This is a genomic window from Pirellulaceae bacterium, assembly GCA_019636385.1.
In the GTDB taxonomy this organism is placed as follows: Bacteria; Planctomycetota; Planctomycetia; order Pirellulales; family Pirellulaceae; genus Aureliella.
This window is the reverse complement of sequence record JAHBXT010000002.1, coordinates 400,893-421,526: the sequence shown is the minus strand read 5'-3', so window position 1 is coordinate 421,526 and position 20,634 is coordinate 400,893. Positions and strand designations below refer to the sequence as shown.

Here is a 20,634-nt window from a genome sequence, read left to right as displayed (position 1 = left end):
CTACGATCAGAATTCTTGAACTTCACTGGCGGCAGGTTGCTGGTCTTTTGCCGGCTGCTTACCGAACAGCTTCATGGGAAGCTCAAAGATGTTCATGGCCGGCATCGGCTGCAGTAGTTTGCTTGGCGATTCCGCAGGCTGCATGACCAATGGTGGCAATTGTGTTTTCACAACTCCTACCACGGCCAGTGTGCTGGGCAGTTGAGTCACGTGAACTTGGGCCCCGCGAAACCACTGCAGCCAGGGTGCCATGTAATCTTCCGGAGGCAGCGGCCGGCCATGGGCCATGGTACTTGACGACCATGCAGAGCTCGCCCACCAGCCGCTGGTAATCCGCTGCTCCAACGGAGTGCTATCGACGTCTAGGGCCGATGCCTTGGATTCGGCTTCCGATTCGGTCCACTGCGACTGAAACTGATACTGGCCGCCAAGTGGGCACTGAATCTGCGCATCCAGAAGCCGCTCAGTTACTTGCCGACATTGGCCTGCGGGCACTTTGAACTGCTGATGTATTAAATCCATTACATGGGCGTTGGCGTGACTGGCAGTCCAACCTTGTTGCCACGACTCGCGATTGATCCAGCTGGCAAGTTGAGTATTATCCAGATTCGCCACTCTAAGACGAACTTGTGCCATATCCGCTGACGGCTTGAACTTCACTTGACCTACGGCACGGTCCAAAATGCTTTTGTGGAACGATAACAGACTCCACTGGTCGTCCTGCCAGCGCCACAAACCGCCAATCATACGTGAGTACCCGGACGAATCTGGCTTCCCCAACCGCGAACCGATTCCCAACGGCAAATTCTCGACGATATCCGGTTTGGGCCAGGCGCCTAAGTATGCAGGCGCTGACTTAAAAGCTCGTAGCGATCGGATCAGACCCTGCGTCTCTTCCTGGTCTGGTGGCAACATATCCTTTAAGCCACCAAACAGATAATAGGCTTGTTCATCGCCTTTGCCACCGTGAACTCGAGCCTGCAAGGAAACGATATCATCTGCCGGTAGAGCCAGCTCAACTAGACTGGCTTCGGCTAGCTGCTCGGCAATCCACCCGTACTTGCCGGGATGAAACGGAGCGATGTAGGCCTCGATCGTAAATTGTTGGTCGACCTCGGTTTGACCTTGAAAACGCCGCACTCCAAAGAAAATCGGATCGGCGTAGGCCCAGTTCTGCTGGTAGTAGTCGGCCAAGCCTTGGTATTGCTGCACTTCCTGAGTAGACACATGACCGATAGGCACGTCGACAATTGGTAAGAAACTGCCGCGCGCTCCTCGGCACGAGTCTAGCCAACCGTTCTGGCTGCGAAGCACGTGCGCTCCGTCAGCGCGGTGTTCAAACGTTACCGGCAATAGTCCAGCAGACTGGAGGTCGGCAACACTTTCCAACCGCTCCAGCCCCTCGGCAGATGCCACTAGCCCAGCCATTTCTGCCAGTTCAAGACGCGCCGCAGCACTCAATCGACGGCGCAGCTCGATTTGATACTGGGGGCTCAACAGCCGCTGAATGAATTCGGGAGGCAGATAGCCAAAAACGCTGTAGTCATTATCAACTGGCATCAAACTGCGAACCCAACGAAACATCGGACTAGCCGCCAACGACGCTACCTGCGCACCAGAAAGCTCTGCACCCGTGGCCTGCTCGCCCCCCGCACTAGCCCCTGCCTCTTGGGTGGCTGGCCGTTTATCAGCCACCGCAACGAACTGCTCAACCAGCGCTCGGCTTGTCGAAACCAACAAAAACTGGCCGTCTTGCACCATGAAGGATCGCAACCGATTGTCCGGCGTACTAAGCAATGACACCGACTGGCCAGCCATTTGAACTGTTTGCAGACTCGCATCGCTATTGTTAGCAATCAGTCCGCGACGATCCGATTCCAACGAAGCCTTGAGCAGTGCAGGGTTGGCAGCCTGAAACAGCACGCCTAGGCTAGCACCATCGGACACAAAAAAATCGCTGCCACATAGGGCCATATCTTGAATAACCTTGTCGCCAAACAGCTTGGCAATCGACGATGTGCCGATCGCCAACATCCGCTCGACACGCGCCGTCCCCCCGCGATTTAGCGCGTTCAGGGAAAACGCTTGCGACAACTCGCCACCAAATCGCCCGCCCAAATCTTGAAACCACAGATAGTTAGAGAACGAGCCAAACCGCAAATAAAACCAGTCTGCGGGAACTCGCTCAGCCAGCGGTTCAACTGCCACCTGGCCATCTACAATGGGCGCTGGCACCCTTTGCCATTGGGGCTCTGGTGGGAGTGGAAATTCATCAGAGATCGGTAAATCTTGTTGGCGGAGCAACTCGCGAAACGCATCATCCTTGAGGCTCTGCTGACCAGCCAACAACTGCATCGTCTCCGCTAACTGACTGGGCTCAGTCGGGGGGGCTTCGATTGGCGCGGTCAAATCGACGTCGGTTAACCCTAGCCGACTGGCAAGCATGGACGTCAGGTACCTAGGGATTTGTTGAGGCACTTGCAGGTCAGCCACTGCAGTTTTGGCTTGCTGAGTGTATTGAGTCCACCAGTGTTTCAAGTGTCGCTGATGCTCGGCCGGAACATCGCGTTTAACGGGAACCTGAATTGATCGCTGCACATCACCCAGTATTTGCACGGCCAAAGCCGCTTGCCCATGAAAAAGCGTATCAATCTGAATACTGACGGGCACCTGGTGCCTCGAGATTCCAGGACGAATAATGCGCCGCGCGCGATCGAGAAGCCCTCCAGGGCGACCAACACGAGGCGGTGGCAAGTCTTCGACCGGCAATGGCACCGACTGCATTCGATAACTGACGACTGGATAGAAAAGTCGATCATCTTCGGCACGAATCACGACCTGCGGCAACTGGTCGCCCCAATCACTGGTAAGCGGAATCTCGATGTGCAGCACGCCAAACGGCTCGCCATCGATCGCCTGAGCTGACGAGTTCTTGGCAGTCGAATTCGACTGAGCCCCTGCGATGATTGTGCCGAAAAAAAGCACGAGCCCAAGCGCGACTATCCCACCAAGCCCCCAGGTTCGGATGTGCAACGAGCGATCATGCATTTCTAAAGTCCAACCATGGGTGCCAAGAAAACGAACGGTCGGCGCTAGTTCCCAGCGGGGGCGAACGTCGCCAACCGCAGATTGGAACCCAGCGGGGCATATGGGCTTGGAGCCAGCGAAGCATCGCCTTGATCAACGCCGGCTTCCAATTGCCCACTACGGTTATGAAACGGATGATCGGAGCTGTGATCTCCATCCAGCAGTCGCTCACTAACTACAAAGCTCACGTGGCCATCATCGTACAGTAAGTTACTGCCACGACCATCGTGCGACACTATAGAAAAGCCCTTGTCCAGGATTTCCGGCGCATCGGACAGTACAGCGAAATAACTTCGGCCGTCGTTACGTGGAGGCACCAACCGTCCGTTTTCATGAACGCCCAAATTGTATGCATAGTCACCTCCCAAGATTTTCGTCCACTGCAACCAATGTGCTTGCGACGCCGCGCACACCTGGTCAAGCGTCGGCAATTTCGACAGGTAGGTTGTCATCGGCTGCTTTAGCCCCAACAAACTACTGCACTGCAACTGGCTGGTGGAATCCAGCAGTTGCGAGTCAGCAAGGTGAACAGCATAAATCCCCGAAAACGCCTGAGGACCGCTACTGGCCACTGCAGGAAATCGGCGGTTTTCGTTCCGTATCGCAAAAGCAATCAGCGCTGTACCGCTAAGTCGAAGGTTTTCGGCGCACTGAGCCCGCCGCGCCTGGAATCGCGCCGAGACGATGCTTGGCAGTACCAGACAACAAATGGCCGTAACGCTGAACGTTAGGGCGATCGAATCGGACCATTTATTGCGATCTCCCCAACTCGCCGTCGACGATCGCTCACAATTGGCAGGTTGCTGGCGTTTGGCTCCAGAATCAGTAGCCGGCTCAGACGGAATCTGGCTCGACAGCTGCATGCGTAATCGCTGGAGCGTAGCATCCACCAATCCGGCAGGTGGTTCAAAAAATTCGTCGGATCGATCCAAATGACTCAGTACCGATCGATAATGACCGATCCTGTCGGCCAGTTGGCGATCGATGGCCGCCTGCTGCCGAATCTGCTGAACCAGGACTTCGTCCGCGTCTCCAAGCAGAAAAGAAATGAGCTGATCATCGGAAAAATACATCGACTTGCTTCCGCAATTAACGATGAAACTTGCAAGCTTCAATCTGACGCGCCGCAATCATTTGCTCGGCTTCCTGTATCTACGTTGCCAAATGGCTGCAAGTTTTCGTACGGCGGCATGAATGCGACTTTTGATGGTACCAACCGGTACGTTTAGCGTTTGGGCAGCATCGCGATAGGCCATGCCTCGCAAATACACCAACTCTACGGCACTCTTTCCTGGTTCGCCCAACTCATCCAGCACCGCCCGAATCTGCTCGCGTTGCTCCAGAAGGTCTGCCTCGCGTCCACTCGGTTCACGATGGTCGGCAAGCTGGCTAGCGATGTCGGATATACCGTCCAAATGCGAGCTAAGGGAACTGTCCAGGCTCAACATCCGCCGAGCCGACTGATTACTGCGTTGGAAGTCGATCGCCTGGTGGGTGGCGATGCCATACAACCAGGGGCGGAATCGTCGAGTCACATCGAACTGCTGTCCACGCAAAAAGACTCGCAGGAAGGTTGCTTGGAATGCGTCTTCAGCGTAATGGTCGTTGCCAAGATAGCGCCGCAAATAGTTGTAGACTTCAAACTGATAGCGACGCATCAGGACTTCAAAACAGTCGCGGTCCTGTTGCCGTATAAACCGCTCCATGAGTTGTTCGTCGCTCATGTTGACCAAACCCAAGGGGGATTTAGCAGAAGTGAGAGCAGTTGAACTCTGATCCCTAGAGCGACTGAGTACTTTCCGTGCGCTGGGCATGATGCTGTGCCAAAGGAGTAAATCGAATGAATGGCCAGATTTAGCTCAAACAGGGCCGACCGATAGCCCAAGCCCAATTGTAGCTCAATCAGCCCCAATCGTGCAACTATTGACTGGCCGGCTCTGCCAGAGCCTGCCGCAAATCGCCTGGACAGTTGGATGTGATAGCAAACGCCCCAAGGTCTCGGTAATAACGTGCCCAGTCCGGTTCATCCACAGTCCAAATATGGAACTGGTCGATCCCGGCGGCGCGCAGTTTTCCGACAAACCGGTCAGTCACCACATTGGGGCGATGCTCCGAACCCAGTCCATCCGCCCCACAACGACTAAGGGTGGATATGACCTCATCGGCAGTCGGATGCCACTGTCCGCTCGTCTCATCGAACCGATAATCTGTCAGCCAATGTGCAGCAACATTAGGCAACAGGCGTTTCGAAAGTTGGACGGTCTGCTCGTCAAAGGCAATGACCAACAAGCGATCAGCGGGGAGATCCTCAGCTTGCAGCACAGCCTTTAATAAGGGTACGATGTCAGGACCAGTCTTCAGTTCCATGACCAGCCAACGATCCTTCGGCAATTCGCGCATGATGTCGCTCAGTAACGGCAACCTTTCGCCGTGAAATCGAGCGGCCTTCCAACTGCCATATTCCAAGTCCCGCAGTTCTGCCAAACTAGATTCCGCAACGATTAATGAACGCCCACCTGTGCGCTGCGTATCATAGTCGTGAATGCATACGATCTGGCCGTCTGCAGTAAAATGGAAATCACCTTCAACACCATCTGCTGACTGTTGCCAAGCCAGACGGAATGCCGCCAGCGTATTCTCTGGCGCATCCCGCGAAGCCCCTCGATGGCCAAATACCAAAGTCTGGTGGCGAGTTACTCTCGAGTCCGAATTGGCTGAATCCTTGGTGCTCATAGGCGTCTAATTTAGCGTCGCGACGATAGACTTCTACGGTGCCGTCAATCAGAATGAGTAGTTTTAACCAGACACCGATCACCCCCATTCAATTCAGCCACTAGAACCTTAACTCATGCGGCTTCTTGTAAAATTGTTGATTGGACTGCTCGTGCTAGCTGGAATTGGCTGGGCAGGATATAGCCCTACTATGAACTATTGGCGTGAGCGCAATCGCCCGCAATTCGAAACCTCCCAGATCATTCGCGGAGACGCCCGGCGCGTGATTACTTCTACTGGCAAGATTGAGCCGGTGCTTAAAGTTTCCGTGGGTGCGTTCGTTTCAGGTCCGATCACGGAGTTATACGTCGATTTTAATCACGAGGTGAAGAAGGGAGACATGCTGGCCAAGGTCGATCCCATGCTCTATCAGGCCGCAGTCGACCGTGACCAAGCTTTACTGATCACACGCCAAGCCGAGGTCAATCGAGTTCAAGCTCAATTGCTATTGGCAAAAAACAATTTACAGCGCGGTGAGCGACTGCGAGAGAAGAATCAAAAATACCTATCGGACCGCGAGTTCGATGCGTTGCGAGCAGAATTTAACGCACTGGAGGCATCGCTGAAGGTTGCCGAAGCTTCTGTCAAGCAGGCCGAAGCGCAGCTGAAAAACTCCCAAACTAATCTCGACTACTGTGATATCACCTCTCCGGTTGACGGTGTCATTTTGGAACGCAAGATCGATCCTGGGCAGACTTTGGCATCGCAGTTTCAGACCCCAGTACTGTTTATTGTCGCTCCAGATCTGCGCGAAAAACTATTTGTGTACGCGTCGGTAGATGAATCCGATATCGGTTTGATTCGCCAAGCTGCTGAACTGAAACTGCCTGTTACGTTTAACGTCGACGCCTATCCGGGCGAACTATTTCAAGGCACTATCGAACAGATTCGCTTCAGTGCCACCGAGGTGCAAAACGTCATTACCTATCCCGTGGTCGTGTCGGCAGCTAACCCCGAACTCAAACTGTTGCCAAGTATGACAGCTCAGATTTCATTCGAAGTCGATTCGCAAGACAACGTCCTGAAGATTCCCAACGCTGCCTTGCGATACTATCCGGAGAATCCGCGATTGGTTCGCCAGCAAGATCGCAAGTTGCTCGACGGCTCTCAGTGGGCTGGTCGGCGGCGATCGGAGCGTTCCGAAGAGGCCAACCAAGAGCCGCCTACGCTTTCGGCCCAAGAAAAGGCTGAATCGCAGCAGAAGGATAGCCGACGTCACGTATGGGTTGAGCGTGATGGAATCCTGCAGGCCATTGAAGTCCAAGTTGGATTTTCCGACAGCCGCTATACTGTGGTCACTTCCGGCGACGTCCAGGAAGGCACACCGCTGGTGACAGGCATCAAAAAGCCGACGTGACCGTACAAGTTTGCTAATCGCACTGGGCCAAAGTATTCTCAGGAAAGTTGTCTGGATGTCGTTTTGGGATACCTTCCGCATCGCTCTTCGAGCACTCCGAAAAAACAAGCTGCGTGCCAGCTTGACTGTGCTGGGAGTAGTCATCGGTATTGCTGCGGTCACCACCATGGTTTCAATTGGCCAAAGTGCCAGCGCACTGGTGCAGGGGCAGTTTGAGGCGCTGGGTACCAACGTGATTGTGGTCATGCCAGAATTCCAGCGACGCGGCGGCGTTCGGCAATCTGCCACCGTGACGCTGACCGCCGCCGATAGTCGCGAGATTGCACTTCAGTGCGACGATGTTCTGGCTTCGTCGCCGCTGGTCACCACCATGGGTCAAGTCATCTACGGCAATGCCAATTGGAGCCCCAATGAAATGTTCGGCGTAGGTGCCGACTATTTGACGGTTAGAAACTGGCCAATTGCAGCCGGTGGCTTTTTCACTGAAGACGATATCAAAGCCAACGCCAAAGTGTGTGTCATTGGCCATACGGTGGTGACTAAACTGTTTCAAACCGCCAATCCTCTGGATCGAATGATTCGCGTCCGCAATATCCCGTTCCGGGTCATCGGCGTCTTAGAGAAAAAGGGCGTAGATATGGTGGGCAATGATAAAGACAATGTTGTGTTGATGCCCTACACAACCGTCCGCAAGCGACTGCAAGGGTCGAATTTCGATGATGTCAACGCGATTATGCTTTCCGCCTCGTCGCCCTCGCGTATGGCCGAGGCCACCAGCCAGGTTGAACAGTTGCTATTCGAGCGGCATTCAATCACTCTGGGCAAGCCGGCCGACTTCCGGGTGCAGAACACAACGGAAATCGCTCAAACGCTGGGCGTGATTACTGGGACGATGACGCTGCTGCTGTCAGCCATCGCCGGCATTTCTCTGTTGGTGGGTGGTGTGGGTATCATGAATATTATGCTGGTGTCCGTTACCGAGCGTACCAAAGAGATCGGCATACGCATGGCCGTGGGCGCACGCGGTGGCGATATACTGCGACAATTCCTGGTCGAAGCGGTCGTGCTCAGTTCCATCGGCGGATTGATTGGCGTACTGCTAGGCACGAGTGCTTCGATCGGCACAACGATGATTATCAATCGCTTTACGGTAGGCGAGGACTGGCCGGTAATCATTTCGGCACAGGCCGCCGTGATCGCTATGCTGTTTGCCGCGGCAGTGGGCGTGTTTTTCGGCTTTTACCCGGCTCGCCGAGCCAGCCGATTGGATCCGATCGAAGCCCTGCGCTACGAATAGCCCCCCGAGACTACCAAATGCCGCTGATTGAACTGCGCGATGTGGGACGTTCTTATGACCTGGGCGAAGTCCAGGTACACGCACTACGCAATGTAACACTGAACATCGATCGCGGTGAGTTCGTAGCCCTGATCGGTCCTAGCGGATCCGGCAAAAGCACACTGATGAATACACTTGGCTGCCTAGACCGGCCAACCGAAGGCAGCTATCTGCTCGATGGTCAAGAGATCGTCATCATGTCACGCGATCAGCGCGCGGAAATCCGCAATCGACAACTGGGTTTCGTGTTTCAGAACTTTAATTTGCTCAACCGCACTTCAGCTTTAGAAAACGTTGAACTGCCGCTGATGTACAAGAAAGGCCTGACCGGTCGCCAACGCCACAGCACCGCCATCGAATTGCTGACCAAGGTTGGCTTGGGCGATAGAATCCACCACCATTCAAGCCAACTTTCTGGCGGTCAGCAACAACGGGTCGCCATTGCGCGCGCTTTGGCTAATAGCCCATCCGTGCTGATGGGCGATGAGCCGACAGGCAACCTGGACTCAAAGACGAGCCGCGAGGTGATTGCCCTGTTTCGTCAATTGAACCAACAACAAGGTTTGACGGTTATTCTGGTCACGCACGATCCGGCGGTGGCTCGCAATGCCAATCGGATGATCGTGCTGCGCGACGGCTATGTCGTCGAAGACACGCAGGATTTTCAACGCGCTATGTCGGCACTGCAACACGAAACTTTTGCCGACGAACCTGGCGCAGCGCACAAGCCAACCGGCGAGGCCTAGTCATGTTCGTTATATCCGGCACCTGTGGCAGGAACCGGTCGAGTGCTTTAACTGGCAAATCGTGATTGACTCGATCGCCAGGCATGAGCGCTCGATAACCCCCTGCATGAACAAACGATTCTGCCTTAACAACACCGTATTGCTAGCAGCAATTTGCTTGCTTTCCACAGTTTCGGCTCAAGAACCGTGGAGCTGTATTCTGCCCGAACAGCGGTGCCTAGAGTTACGTTCGCCCACTCAACTGTGCCGGGCGAGCATTGCTCCATCTTTGCCACCAGCCACCGTCGCCGACCCGCAGTGGGACGCCCAGCCGATGTACCTGTCGCTGTCGGATGTAATCAACCTGAGCCTGCAGAATATGGACGTGGTCCGCATTCTGACTGGTGTGGCTGCTAACACTACGGGACGCACGGTCTACGATACGGCCATCACCAACGCCGGCATCGATGCCGCGCGCGGGCGATTCGACCCGACCTTGTTTGCGAATAACGGTTGGTCGCGAAATAACACCCCCAGTGCCATCCCTGACCCGGGTGACCCGACGGAATCTCTGATCGTCGGCAATCGCTTTGATCGCCACAGTTTAAACATGGGACTGTCCAAGCGAACCGTCACTGGTGGCATCATCGACTTTGGATTGCTGGGTACCGGCACTCGGCTTCCCGGGGTTGTCGCACCACTGAATCCGCAAATCAATTCCAGCCCCGCCGTTCAATGGACGCAGCCTTTATTACAGGGAGCCGGGATGGCTGCTAACCAAGCACCGATCGTCATCGCCCGCATCGACACCGAACGCTCATATTTTCAGTTCAAAGATGCCGTTCAAACGCATGTTCAAAGCGTCATTCAGGGCTACTGGCAGTTGGTTCAAGCGCGCACCGAACTTTGGGCGCGGCAGCAGCAGGTTCGCCAATTGGAATTCGCCGTCAAACGTGCTGAAGATCGCGTCGAAGTTGGCGATGCGCGGCTGGGCGAACTATCGCAGGCACGAGTCGCTTACGAAAACTTTCGAGCCATCCTTCTGGTGGCCGAAGCGAATATCCTAGCTCGTGAGGCGGCTCTGCGCAACGTGTTGGGGCTAGAACCTTACAGCGGCCAGCGAATCATTCCTACCTCGCCCCTCGTTGATGAACAACTGCAGATTGACTGGGATCAACTGATGCGATTGGCAGAAATTCAACGGCCCGACATCATCGAATTGAAATTGGTCCTCGAAGCCGACCAGCAGCGGCTCCTGTTGCGCAACAATGAAGCCCTGCCGCGTCTGGATGCCTTGGCCCTGTATCGCTGGAACGGATTGGAAGGCACAATGCCCAACGGCGACACTATCGCAGGCAGCGGATTCGACGACTGGACGCTGGGAGTTAATTTCTCAGTTCCCATTGGCCTTCGCAGTTCGCGCGCATTGTTGCGGCAACAAGAATTATTGATCCAGCGCGATCAAGCCAACTTGCGACAAGGACTCCATCAAGCTTCACACAACCTGGCCATCAACGTGCGGAATCTCGACCTGTTCTACGCGCAATACCGACGTTACCAAGAGGTCCGTCAAGCGGCTCAAGCAAATCTCGACCAACAGTTGGAAATTGGCAACGCGCTGGAACAATTTATCGTGCTGCTGCAAGCCATCGTCGACTGGGGAAACGCCGTTTCCAATGAAGCTCTGGCGTTGGTGCAATTCAACTCTGAACTCGCAGCCCTGGAACGCGAGACTGGCACGATCCTCCAGTCACACGGAATTACGTTCATCGAGGAACGCTTCGGATCCATCGGACCGCTGGGCAGGCTCGCTCTACCGGTCGCCTATCCACGCTCTGTGACTCCCGTGGGCCCTGTCGATCGCTATCCCAGTGGCGACCAACCCAGCGAGCAACAATTTGATTTAAGAAATCCGCTGGAAGGGTACGATGACGAACTGCCAGGGGGAGATGGGCAGAGTAGCGGGGAAGCTCCCACTCCAACAGACTCTCCCAAATCCAGCCGTCGTCCGCGCTCCGGATCGCCCGGAATGGTTCAGCGCTTCAAAGACTGGCTACGTTAAACTCTCGCTCAAGCATTTCAGGAAGTCAACGTGCAGTATTCAAATTCCAAGCTGAGCGGTACCTACGACTTGATCGTTATTGGAGGTGGACACAATGGACTGACGACGGCGGCCTATCTGGCCAAAGCCGGCTGGCGAGTCCTGGTTGTCGAACGGCGCTCGGTGCTGGGAGGCTGCAGCGTCACCGAGCCGCTGTGGCCCGGTTATCGCGTTTCCACTGCGTCCTACGTGGTCAGTCTGCTGCTGCCGAAGATCATTCGTGACCTGAAGCTCAAGGAAAACGGCCTCAAGATTTTGCCGCGTAATCCGTCGTCCTTTACGCCGTCACTAGACGGACGTTATTTATTGCTCGGACCAGATTTTGCCGAAAACCAACGGCAGATCAGCAAGTTTTCGCCGCAGGATGCCCAGGCCTACCCACGCTACGAAGCGCTGCTGGGAAGAGTGGCTGAAGCCATCGAACCGATTCTACAGCAACCCGCTATCGACTTGTTACCGTTGCCTTCCAGTTGGCGGCGCATCGGTTGGCTCGAGCGACTGAAGCAGCTCAATCAGGCTCGCCACATACAACATTCACTGAAGCAGTTGGGATCACAACTACCCGAAGCCATCGAGATCCTAACGGGTGCCGCGCGGCCGATCCTCGAACGCTGGTTTGAGTCGGACATTGTGCGGGCCACCTTGGCTACCGATGCGATCATTGGTGCCTTTGCTTCCATCTCATCGCCGGGCACAGCGTATGTCTTGCTGCATCATGTGATGGGCACCGCTGGAGGGGCACGCGGAGTGTGGGGTTATATCCAGGGAGGCATGGGTGGCCTAGCCGAAGCCCTTGCCGCCACCTGCCGCCAGACAGGAGTGGACATTCTGACCGACGCACCGGTCAGCCGTATCCATGCCAATTCCAGCGGTGTCAGCGGAGTCGAATTGGCGGATGGTCGGTCATTTGATTGCCGTGTTGTCGCGTCGAGTATCGACTGCAACTGGACCTTCAACCATCTGCTGCAGGGGGTTGAATTGCCCGATGAGTTCCGCGCGGCCATCGGGCGCATTGACTATTCATCAGCTTCGATGAAGGTGAATCTTGCCGTTGGTGAGCCGCCGCGATTTTCCTGCCTGAACCAGGCTGGCGTAGGGCCTCAACATCACGGCACCATGCATATCTGTGATTCGGTCCAGTGGATTGAGCAAGCCTATGCCGACGCTCTGTGCGGACGCCCCAGCGATAAACCGATTCTGGAGATCACCATGCCCACTAGCGTCGACCGCACGATTGCGCCCGAAGGCAAACATATCTTGTCGATGTTTGTGCAGTACGCTCCCTATCGCTTGCAGCCTGGATTAGCTTGGGACGACATCAAAGAGGATTTTGGTCGGCGATGTGTCGAGCTGTTAGGCCAATACGCCCCTAATATCCCGGGCTGCATCGAACACATGCAGGTCTTGTCGCCACTGGATATTGAGCGCATCTATGGTTTGACCGGCGGTAACATTTTTCAAGGTGCAATGACGATGAATCAACTGTATTTGATGCGCCCTGTACCAGGCTGGTCCGACCATCGCACCCCCTTGCGCGGGCTGTATCTATGCGGCGCAGCCAGCCATCCCGGTGGCGGAGTCATGGGAGCCTGCGGCAGAAACGCCGCTCAGGCAATTCTGAAAGATGGAAGAGGTTGACAAGTCCACCGTTGACTTGCATCACCAGCCAACCTAAATTGCGGGTCGTGTGCCCGGGCAGGTTCAAGGGGCAGTTAGCCATTCAAGTTTAAAGCGGGACAATACAAGCGACTGATCGGCTTCATACAGACAGAGAATACTGCCGTCGGGCATCACAGCCAAATCGCTATAGGCACTGGGACCTGCATCTAGCGTCTTGTTTACTGGCCATGTCACACCACCATCTCGACTGAGCTTGACCGACAGATTCTTGCGTTTTCCCCTGCCGGCCGGCTTCTCATTTCCATTGGCGTCCAAAGCCAAACTGTGCGGATTGGAGAACAGCAGCATCCCGGGTGCTGAGGGATATGCCACAATGCCAGCCATACAAATTGGCTCCCAGAGTTGCTGGTGAAATGTGGGCTGACTCCACTGCGTGGCCCCGTCCAAACTGGTCGAAATGATCTTGCGATTGGGTTTCGAAACGCTGCGCGTGACCATTATGACGCGACCATCCGCCAGCGTCGCCAAAGCGGACTCGTTGGGATTGCCGAATTCACCTGCGTTAGGCACTGCGATATCGCCAGCCACCCAGCTGTGGCCATGATCGTCGCTAAAGATTGTGCCACAGGCTGATGGTGCATGGTCTCCAACGGCTCCATAGGCCAGCCAGATCGGAACGACCAGCCGCCCGCTAGCCAACTGAATTCCGTGCCCTGGTCCGGTAGCGATGACTTTCCAGTCGTACTTAGCGCGGAACGGTTCAAACGCATGGGTAATCTCCCTCGGAACGCTCCAGGTCTGGCCGTCGTCGCCGCTGGTCATGGAAAAACAACGTGCATAGTTGACACAGTAGAGAAACTGAATCTCTCCAGACTTCGCATCCACAATGGCTACGGGGTTGTTTACTGTTTGCTCGTGCTGTCCAGAGGCTTTGTTTCGAGGATTTCCCTCAATACGTTGACCGTGGTGGGCGATATGTTGAGTCGGTTGCCAGCTCTTCCCACCATCGACTGAACGTCGCAGGTGTATTTCGATTTCTCCCCAGTCCTGGCTGTCGTTGCGTCGGGCTTCGCAGTACGCCAGAATCGTACCGCGCTCCGTCACAACCAGGCCGGGAATGCGATAGCGCGCCACGCCGCCCAGGCCCGGTGGAAACAACTCGACACTCTGCAGAGAGTTGTCGTTTGCGCTTGCTAAACCAGCCAACCAGCACAGGGCCCCTACGAAACAATACCATTTCATTGGCTTACTCACTAACAACATTATGACGGTTAGGAGTCAATTACTCTAACCGATGAACCGCCTTAGGACCACGCATCATCAGCTACTATACCCTCGTATGTGCAAACCTTCCCTGATACACTCATCCAGAATCCCATCCGCTATTTGTAGGGCACAAGCTGGAAGCGCATGCGACAACATCTGTCGTGTTGGATGATTCCTCGTCAGTCGCCAGCCGACAGACGCTAACATCAAACCTATTATTGGTGGCCTTCAATTCGGAGCAGTTGGCGAAGAGGCATCGATGCGACTCATGAGACCCTGGATTTCTGTAGCACCTTTCATCTAATTCTGGCGATTCATATTTATGCAACTGACAAAGTATCTGATACTGCTCGCGTTCTTGGCTTGTTCCGCCGCGGGACTTACAGCCGAGCTAGCTGCGGGACCACCCAACGTGCTCTTCATCGCCGTTGATGATCTGCGACCGGAGCTTGGTTGTTATGGCGATACGCAGGCCCGAACACCTCACATCGACCAATTGGCAGCTTTAGGCGTCCGATTCGAACGTGCCTATTGCCAAGTGCCGGTTTGCGGCGCCTCGCGGGCTGCGTTGATGACCAGCATCCTACCGACACCCAAACGGTTCGTGAATTTCGATAGTCGTGTCGATATCGATGCGCCCAATGCCGCTACACTGCCTCAAGTATTCAGGCAGGCTGGCTATACGACGCTGTCCAACGGCAAGGTTTTCCACCATACAGGCGACACGAGCGAGAGAAGTTGGAGCCAGCCCGCGTGGCGACCAAGCAACACTAAGAACAGCCACGATTTGGAAACCATGCGACAACGCTCAACTAAGGAACGCGGACGTATTTTCGAGTTCCCCGATGTGCCCGACGACGCCTACCATGACGGACAGATCGCTATCAAGACGATCGACGACTTGCGGCGACTGAAACAAAGCGGTCAGCCGTTTTTTCTAGCTTGTGGCTTTTTGAAACCACACCTACCGTTTTATGCTCCGAAAAAATACTGGGACCTCTACCTACGCGACGAAATCGACATCGCCGATAATCGGCAGCCACCCCAGAACGCACCGACACAGCTCAAGGGCAGCGGCGAGTTCCGTAGTTATCATCTGGCCGACTTTGACGAGGACTCTGATGACTTCCATCGTCTGATGCGACATGGCTATCTGGCCTGCACCAGTTACATAGACAAGCTGATCGGAGATGTGCTGGCCGAACTGAATCGACTGGGGTTGGCGGATAGCACCATCATTGTCCTGTGGGGCGATCACGGCTGGCATCTGGGCGAGCATGGCTTCTGGGGGAAACACAACACCATGCACCTCGCCATGCGCATCCCCCTGATCGTGAAAGTGCCTGGCAAAAAGGCCGGAAGTTCGGCGGCGCTGGTTGAAACCATCGACCTCTTCCCAACTCTTTGCATGCTGACCGGTATCGCCATTCCGGAATCCGTCCAAGGCCGCAGCTTCACCGAACTACTTGACCATCCTGAACGCCGCCATCGCGAAGTCGCGTACAGTCGGTTCCAATCCGGAGACGCGGTCATCACGGATCAATTCACTTATACCTGCTACCAAGGTGGTAAGTCCGAGATGTTGTATGACCTGTCGCGCGATCCACTGGAAAACACGAACGTCGCAGGCGAGTCTGAGTATGCTGCGAAGCTGGGTGAGATGAGAGAGTTCCTGAATAATCGCAAAGCCCAAGCCGCTTCCGCTCAGTTCTGAGCTACCGCTAAGACAGGGTCGATTCACTATGAAAACGGCCTGCACCAATCACAACCATCGAACTGCAATTGCTGGTAGCTGGCAGGTAGCGTCTGTGCGGCTGTGCTTTCCGAGGCGGGCGCCCTATCGCTCACTCAGTTCCATAAGCCCCTGGCTGGCTTCAATAGCTTGACGAACAACTTCTGGCCCAAGAGTTTCGCCGTAGAAAGAAACGCCCGGTTCGTAGCCGCCTGCGTGGTACTCGTCACTGTCCAGCATGTAGCTGATCCACTCATTGCCTAGGCCAACTATCACAGGCCGCTTGGCGCCAAGCTGGCGAAGCGATTGCTTGATCCGAAGCCCCAAGACAGAGGTCATTTCACCTGGAATGGACACTGCAAGAAAATCGTCAATCTGCAGGACGCCAAGATACGAAGTTTCCGGTGCCATTGCGTTGACCACCTGCATAATATTCTCTTCGTTCAATCCATATTCTGGTCCAGCCGACTGCATGAGCGCCTTGGGAACCTTTCTCTCCGGCAACGTCAAGGTGAGCGTCCGAAAGGCAAAGCGGCTGACCGGGCGAGTTTGAATGGTCTTAACTAAGTCCACCGCGTGCGCTGCCAGTCGCTGGCCGTAGGACTCTGCCCTTTCAAAAGGAGTATTCCCCTGGCCACCAGCAGGTGCCACATCGCCTTCAGCCCCGTTGGAGTACATACAGGTCGTCCCTGGCAGGATTGACTCCATTGTACGCTGCAGGTAGCCAGGCCAACCGGCCGACAACTGCATCACCTTGGCGGTCATGTAAGTTGGGTGCGCCGTATAGTTCACATGAACTACTAGCGGTGAACCATCTAATCTGTCTAGCCTCAGGACCGTCATTTCGTTGTCAGTCAGTTTGCCGCCGCGTCGATTGCGGTTCATCCCCGGCAGTTCGATCGATGCCGTGCCAGCTTGGACCGGCACATAACTCTTATCTGCTGCCTGAATCGCTTCGGCAATCTTATCGGCCGTATACACCAGCAGTCGCTCATCGAAAATCCCGATCGCTGCATTGCCAAATACATTGGCGCGATTCATAGCCGCCATCTCGACGGAAGCATGCGTATGACTGGCGGCCAACATCAAATTGCTCGAATCAATACCTGTATCGGCGATGCGTGCGATGACTTCGTCACGCAAAGAACGCGGCACACCCAGTAGGTCCAACGTGACCAGCGCAAACTTTTTATCACCCTGACGGAGCATCAGCGCCTTGGCCATGGTGCTATCATGAATCCCCTCGGCCGGCGCATTCATGCGCTCGCCGTAGCCGCCCAGCGGAACATGAAACAACTGAGGATCAGGCGTAATGTCCCGCACTGCCAGACCAGCTTCGAACGGTATCGGGGCTTCCGTTCTGCCCTGCGTTGCAGTCAAGACAGCAACGGAGAAGCTAAGCCATGCCACAAGTCGCGATGCGAAATTTGGGCTCGAAGAATATTTCATGGTTAACAACTCCAGAGGTGTGCGAAGGCAGTTTACATGATGAATTCGTCCACAACAACTCGCCGCAATGCTCTGTCGCGGATGGAGTTGCGTATAGTTCTCTTAGTATTTCCAAGACCAAGTCGGCGTCTGCCAAGCCCAGAGGAACCCTGGAGAATCTCAGCATCCGGCACAAACGAGGCTGCCGCCTACGATCATGGCATCGCCAGGCGCGGAGCCGAATATCCTTGAGCGCGGATACTTTTTAGCAACGTTTGCATGCACTCGACACGCTGTGGGTGCTGGGCGGCCAGGTTGTGACGCTGGCCAATGTCTTCCTTCAGGTGATAGAGTTCGACTGGCAGTTCATCTTCCGCCGGGTGTCCGTGCTTGGCTTTCCATCCGTCTGGTGCTTTATGCCCTGTGTAGCCTGATCTGGCGTCAATCAGCAGCCAATCACCATCTCGCAAAGCATAGTGGTCCTTTTGGGTATTGTGGACTATCGACGTGCGCGGTCCTTGCTCTGACTGCCCGCTCAGGTAGGGCAGAAAATTGTGCGAGTCTTCAGCGGAATCATTGGGTAGTTCGTAGTGGAGCAGGGCAGCAAAGGTTGCCATGAGATCAACCTGTGAAATCAATGCATCTGACAGGCTGCCCGGCTGAGTGACGCCCGGCCAGCGGATAAGAAACGGGACGTGATGTCCGCCTTCGTAAATGTCGCGTTTCAGACCTCGAAAGGGAGCCGATGACCAATGATCGTATTTCTCGTCGCGTGCGTAGGCGTAGTTCTCAGGGCCATTGTCGGAGGTGAAGATGATGATGGTGTTTTCACTTTGTCCGATGTCTTCGATAGCATTGAGAATGCGTCCGCAGGCATCATCTGTCTGAAAAACAAAATCACCAAATGGACCGGCCAGCGATTTTCCGTCAAACTCATCATTCGGGATGATCGGCGCGTGAGGTGATGGAAAAGGAACATACAACAAAAAAGGCTGCTGCTTCTCTTTACGGGAGAGCACAAAATCGACGCATCGCTGCGTCAACGTGGGTAGTACCTGGTAAAAGTCCCAGTCAGCCAGGGCTGGACCGGGCCGAGCCTCCCACTTACCCTCTTTGGTGGGTGCCTTGAAGTTGCCATCGATGACCGCGTCGGGCGTTCGCAGCAGTTTACGGCCGTCGATCCAAGCGTAGGGCGGAAAATTGATTACGTCGTCTCCAAAATAGTGGTCGAATCCATGGTCTAGCGGTCCACCGGGTACCGGTTTGGTCCAGTTAAAGTCCTGAGGTTGGATAGAGTTCTTTTTCGTTCCGAGCCGTCGAATGGCGTCCCAGTCCCAACCAAGGTGCCACTTGCCGATACAAGCCGTGGCATAGCCTTTCTCCCGTAGCATTTGTGGCAGAGTGAGCTGACCCTCCTTGAATACAGAGGCTCCCAGGGCTCCGACAATGTCATGAAAGTCACGCCAGTGGTGCCGGCCCGTGAGCATCGCATAGCGTGAGGGAGAGCAGATACCGGAAGAGGAATGCCCATCGGTAAAACGCAAGCCTGTAGCAGCCAACCTGTCCAGATTCGGCGTAGGAATCTTCGAAGCCGAGTTGTTCGCCCCCAAGTCACCGTAGCCCATGTCGTCCGCGTACAAGATGACAATGTTCGGCCTACTTGAGTCTGCGGCACGGAGCGAAGCGGCAGAAATTAGCGTCGCTGTCAGCAGACAAATGACCATCGTATTCCCAACCGCAAAGCCGGGAGTTTGACGGCTGATGCCATAATTCGATCTGCACATGGACTGAGATGTACGCCGACTGTTCTCGGCTGCCATTTGAGGCCGTTTAATACGCTGCTGGACTTGCTCTTCAGACATGGTGCCACGCTTTCGGAATGCCTGTAGAATCATTGCTCGGCCATATCGTAGCTGGAAGAACGACTGAGTGAAAGGCAATCACTGTGAATCTTATATTTAGAGTTGTTCCGCTTGTGCTGGTCATTGCAGCCGCTCCTTTAACGGGGCAGGAGACACTAGATTTATCGAAGCTCGATCCGGCCATGGCCGCTAGCCAGAGAGCTGGCCGAACAGACTTGGACTGGCATGATGTATCCAAGTGGGGAATCGAAGGCCGAATACTGCCTGATCAGGAGAGAATTAGTTGGTTTGATCGCTTGCCAAAATCGGCTGAAGGCAAAGTGACCGACGCGGTGTGGAGTCTTAGCCGCGATAGCGCAGGCATGCTGGTTCGCTTTCGCACGAATTCTCGATCGATTTACGTCCAGTACAAGCTGACCAGGTCGCGTTTAAGCATGCCGCACATGGCTGCCACCGGGGTGAGTGGAGTTGATCTGTATGCGCGCAACGAAGCGGGGAAGTGGAAGTGGGTGCAAGTCGCCAAACCCGATACTCAAGAGGTTCTGGTCGAAGTCATCAGTGGTCTGGCCCCGGGCCTGCGCGAGTACGCAGCCTACTTGCCACTGTATAACGGTGTCGAGTACTTGAATATCGGTGTGGTTAAAGGTTCAGAGTTCGAAGGTCTGGCACCGCGTCAGCGGCCTATTGTGTTTTACGGTACCAGCATTACTCACGGAGCCTGTGCTAGCCGCCCCGGAATCGTACACACGGCAATTCTGGGTAGACGATTCGATGTGCCGGTGGTTAATCTTGGCTTTTCCGGCAACGGCAGAATGGATTTGGCAGTCGGTGATTTTTTGACTCAAATCGATGCATGCGTGTACGTGATCGACTGCCTTCCTAATATGAAGCCTGAAGAAGTTACTCAAAAGTGCATGCCGCTCGTGAAGCAGATTCGCAGTGTTCGACCGCACACTCCGATTGTGCTGGTCGAAGATCGGCGATTCACCAACGACTGGATCACCCCCGCCAAGCAAGCCTTTCACACCGCTAATCACGCAGCCCTGCGAGCCGCTTACGAATCGCTGTTAGCCGAATCGACTGTGAATCTATTCTACATTCCTGGGGACTATTTATATGGTGATGATACCGAAGGAGCCACCGATGCGTCGCACGCCAATGATTTGGGGTTCATGCGCCAAGCCGATGTATTTGAACCCATTTTGAGACAAGCTCTCGAAAAAGCACGATGACCAGCGTGGTGCGTGCACGGAGGACCACACAATTGGGGTGCTGGTTGTTTGCCCTCGACCTTTCAAGGCACTCTATTTGGCTCCCAAGTTGCTCCTTTGCTCGGTCTCAATTGGAA

General features: G+C 54.9%; 14 protein-coding genes. 7 read left to right on the top strand and 7 right to left on the bottom strand.

The annotated features are described in order from the left end of the window. Nucleotides 1-6: 6 nt before the first annotated feature. From KF752_07360 to KF752_07345, 4 genes are all read right to left on the bottom strand, one after another. Nucleotides 7-3,048 carry a hypothetical protein gene (locus tag KF752_07360; GenBank protein ID MBX3421360.1) on the bottom strand — a complete coding sequence of 1,014 codons (3,042 nt, stop codon included), beginning with the start codon at nt 3,046-3,048 and terminating at the stop codon, nt 7-9. 44 nt (nt 3,049-3,092) lie between these two features. Then, nucleotides 3,093-4,160 carry a hypothetical protein gene (locus KF752_07355; protein MBX3421359.1) on the bottom strand — a complete coding sequence of 356 codons (1,068 nt, stop codon included), beginning with the start codon at nt 4,158-4,160 and terminating at the stop codon, nt 3,093-3,095. A gap of 57 nt (nt 4,161-4,217) precedes the next feature. Further along, nucleotides 4,218-4,811, bottom strand: coding sequence for an RNA polymerase sigma factor (locus KF752_07350; protein MBX3421358.1), 594 nt, complete (start codon nt 4,809-4,811; stop codon nt 4,218-4,220). A 196-nt stretch (nt 4,812-5,007) separates the two neighbouring features. Next, complete coding sequence (locus KF752_07345) at nt 5,008-5,820, bottom strand: glycerophosphodiester phosphodiesterase (protein MBX3421357.1); 813 nt, start codon at nt 5,818-5,820, stop codon at nt 5,008-5,010. Between the two features lie 115 nt (nt 5,821-5,935). Between KF752_07345 and KF752_07340 the strand changes: the two genes are divergently transcribed. The 5 genes from KF752_07340 to KF752_07320 all read left to right on the top strand — a co-directional run bounded on the left by KF752_07340 (nt 5,936) and on the right by KF752_07320 (nt 13,016). After that, nucleotides 5,936-7,216 carry an efflux RND transporter periplasmic adaptor subunit gene (locus tag KF752_07340; GenBank protein ID MBX3421356.1) on the top strand — a complete coding sequence of 427 codons (1,281 nt, stop codon included), beginning with the start codon at nt 5,936-5,938 and terminating at the stop codon, nt 7,214-7,216. A 55-nt stretch (nt 7,217-7,271) separates the two neighbouring features. Continuing rightward, a complete protein-coding gene (locus KF752_07335; GenBank protein ID MBX3421355.1) occupies nt 7,272-8,513 on the top strand; it encodes an ABC transporter permease in 1,242 nt (413 codons plus the stop codon). A gap of 23 nt (nt 8,514-8,536) precedes the next feature. Then, the gene (locus tag KF752_07330) at nt 8,537-9,298 is read left to right on the top strand and encodes an ABC transporter ATP-binding protein (protein ID MBX3421354.1); all 762 of its coding nucleotides are present in this window, start codon (nt 8,537-8,539) and stop codon (nt 9,296-9,298) included. Nucleotides 9,299-9,404: 106 nt separating this feature from the next. Then, a complete protein-coding gene (locus KF752_07325; protein ID MBX3421353.1) occupies nt 9,405-11,339 on the top strand; it encodes a TolC family protein in 1,935 nt (644 codons plus the stop codon). A gap of 30 nt (nt 11,340-11,369) precedes the next feature. Then, nucleotides 11,370-13,016: an NAD(P)/FAD-dependent oxidoreductase gene (locus KF752_07320; protein ID MBX3421352.1), complete on the top strand. Its 1,647-nt coding sequence runs from the start codon at nt 11,370-11,372 to the stop codon at nt 13,014-13,016. Between the two features lie 63 nt (nt 13,017-13,079). On the opposite strand, the gene KF752_07315 is transcribed toward KF752_07320, so the two are convergent. After that, entirely contained in the window at nt 13,080-14,240 is a 1,161-nt protein-coding gene (locus KF752_07315; GenBank protein ID MBX3421351.1) for an exo-alpha-sialidase, read from the bottom strand. Between the two features lie 346 nt (nt 14,241-14,586). Here KF752_07315 and KF752_07310 point away from each other — a divergent pair, with 346 nt between their 5' ends. After that, nucleotides 14,587-15,978, top strand: coding sequence for a sulfatase (locus tag KF752_07310; protein MBX3421350.1), 1,392 nt, complete (start codon nt 14,587-14,589; stop codon nt 15,976-15,978). A gap of 123 nt (nt 15,979-16,101) precedes the next feature. Here the strand turns inward: KF752_07310 and KF752_07305 are convergent, their stop codons facing one another. Together KF752_07305 and KF752_07300 are read right to left on the bottom strand one after the other, a co-directional pair. Next, complete coding sequence (locus KF752_07305; protein ID MBX3421349.1) at nt 16,102-17,445, bottom strand: neutral/alkaline non-lysosomal ceramidase N-terminal domain-containing protein; 1,344 nt, start codon at nt 17,443-17,445, stop codon at nt 16,102-16,104. Nucleotides 17,446-17,639: 194 nt separating this feature from the next. After that, a complete protein-coding gene (locus tag KF752_07300) occupies nt 17,640-19,208 on the bottom strand; it encodes an arylsulfatase (protein MBX3421348.1) in 1,569 nt (522 codons plus the stop codon). A gap of 260 nt (nt 19,209-19,468) precedes the next feature. Here KF752_07300 and KF752_07295 point away from each other — a divergent pair, with 260 nt between their 5' ends. Then, the gene (locus KF752_07295) at nt 19,469-20,518 is read left to right on the top strand and encodes an SGNH/GDSL hydrolase family protein (protein ID MBX3421347.1); all 1,050 of its coding nucleotides are present in this window, start codon (nt 19,469-19,471) and stop codon (nt 20,516-20,518) included. Nucleotides 20,519-20,634: the final 116 nt, after the last annotated feature.

Coding starts and splice junctions, on each gene's coding strand:
- KF752_07360 (MBX3421360.1), bottom strand. CDS start 3,048: ATGCATGATCGCTCGTTGCACATCCGAACCTGGGGGCTTGGTGGGATA.
- KF752_07355 (MBX3421359.1), bottom strand. CDS start 4,160: ATGTATTTTTCCGATGATCAGCTCATTTCTTTTCTGCTTGGAGACGCG.
- KF752_07350 (MBX3421358.1), bottom strand. CDS start 4,811: ATGAGCGACGAACAACTCATGGAGCGGTTTATACGGCAACAGGACCGC.
- KF752_07345 (MBX3421357.1), bottom strand. CDS start 5,820: ATGAGCACCAAGGATTCAGCCAATTCGGACTCGAGAGTAACTCGCCAC.
- KF752_07340 (MBX3421356.1), top strand. CDS start 5,936: ATGCGGCTTCTTGTAAAATTGTTGATTGGACTGCTCGTGCTAGCTGGA.
- KF752_07335 (MBX3421355.1), top strand. CDS start 7,272: ATGTCGTTTTGGGATACCTTCCGCATCGCTCTTCGAGCACTCCGAAAA.
- KF752_07325 (MBX3421353.1), top strand. CDS start 9,405: ATGAACAAACGATTCTGCCTTAACAACACCGTATTGCTAGCAGCAATT.
- KF752_07315 (MBX3421351.1), bottom strand. CDS start 14,240: ATGAAATGGTATTGTTTCGTAGGGGCCCTGTGCTGGTTGGCTGGTTTA.
- KF752_07310 (MBX3421350.1), top strand. CDS start 14,587: ATGCAACTGACAAAGTATCTGATACTGCTCGCGTTCTTGGCTTGTTCC.
- KF752_07305 (MBX3421349.1), bottom strand. CDS start 17,445: ATGAAATATTCTTCGAGCCCAAATTTCGCATCGCGACTTGTGGCATGG.
- KF752_07300 (MBX3421348.1), bottom strand. CDS start 19,208: ATGTGCAGATCGAATTATGGCATCAGCCGTCAAACTCCCGGCTTTGCG.
- KF752_07295 (MBX3421347.1), top strand. CDS start 19,469: ATGGCCGCTAGCCAGAGAGCTGGCCGAACAGACTTGGACTGGCATGAT.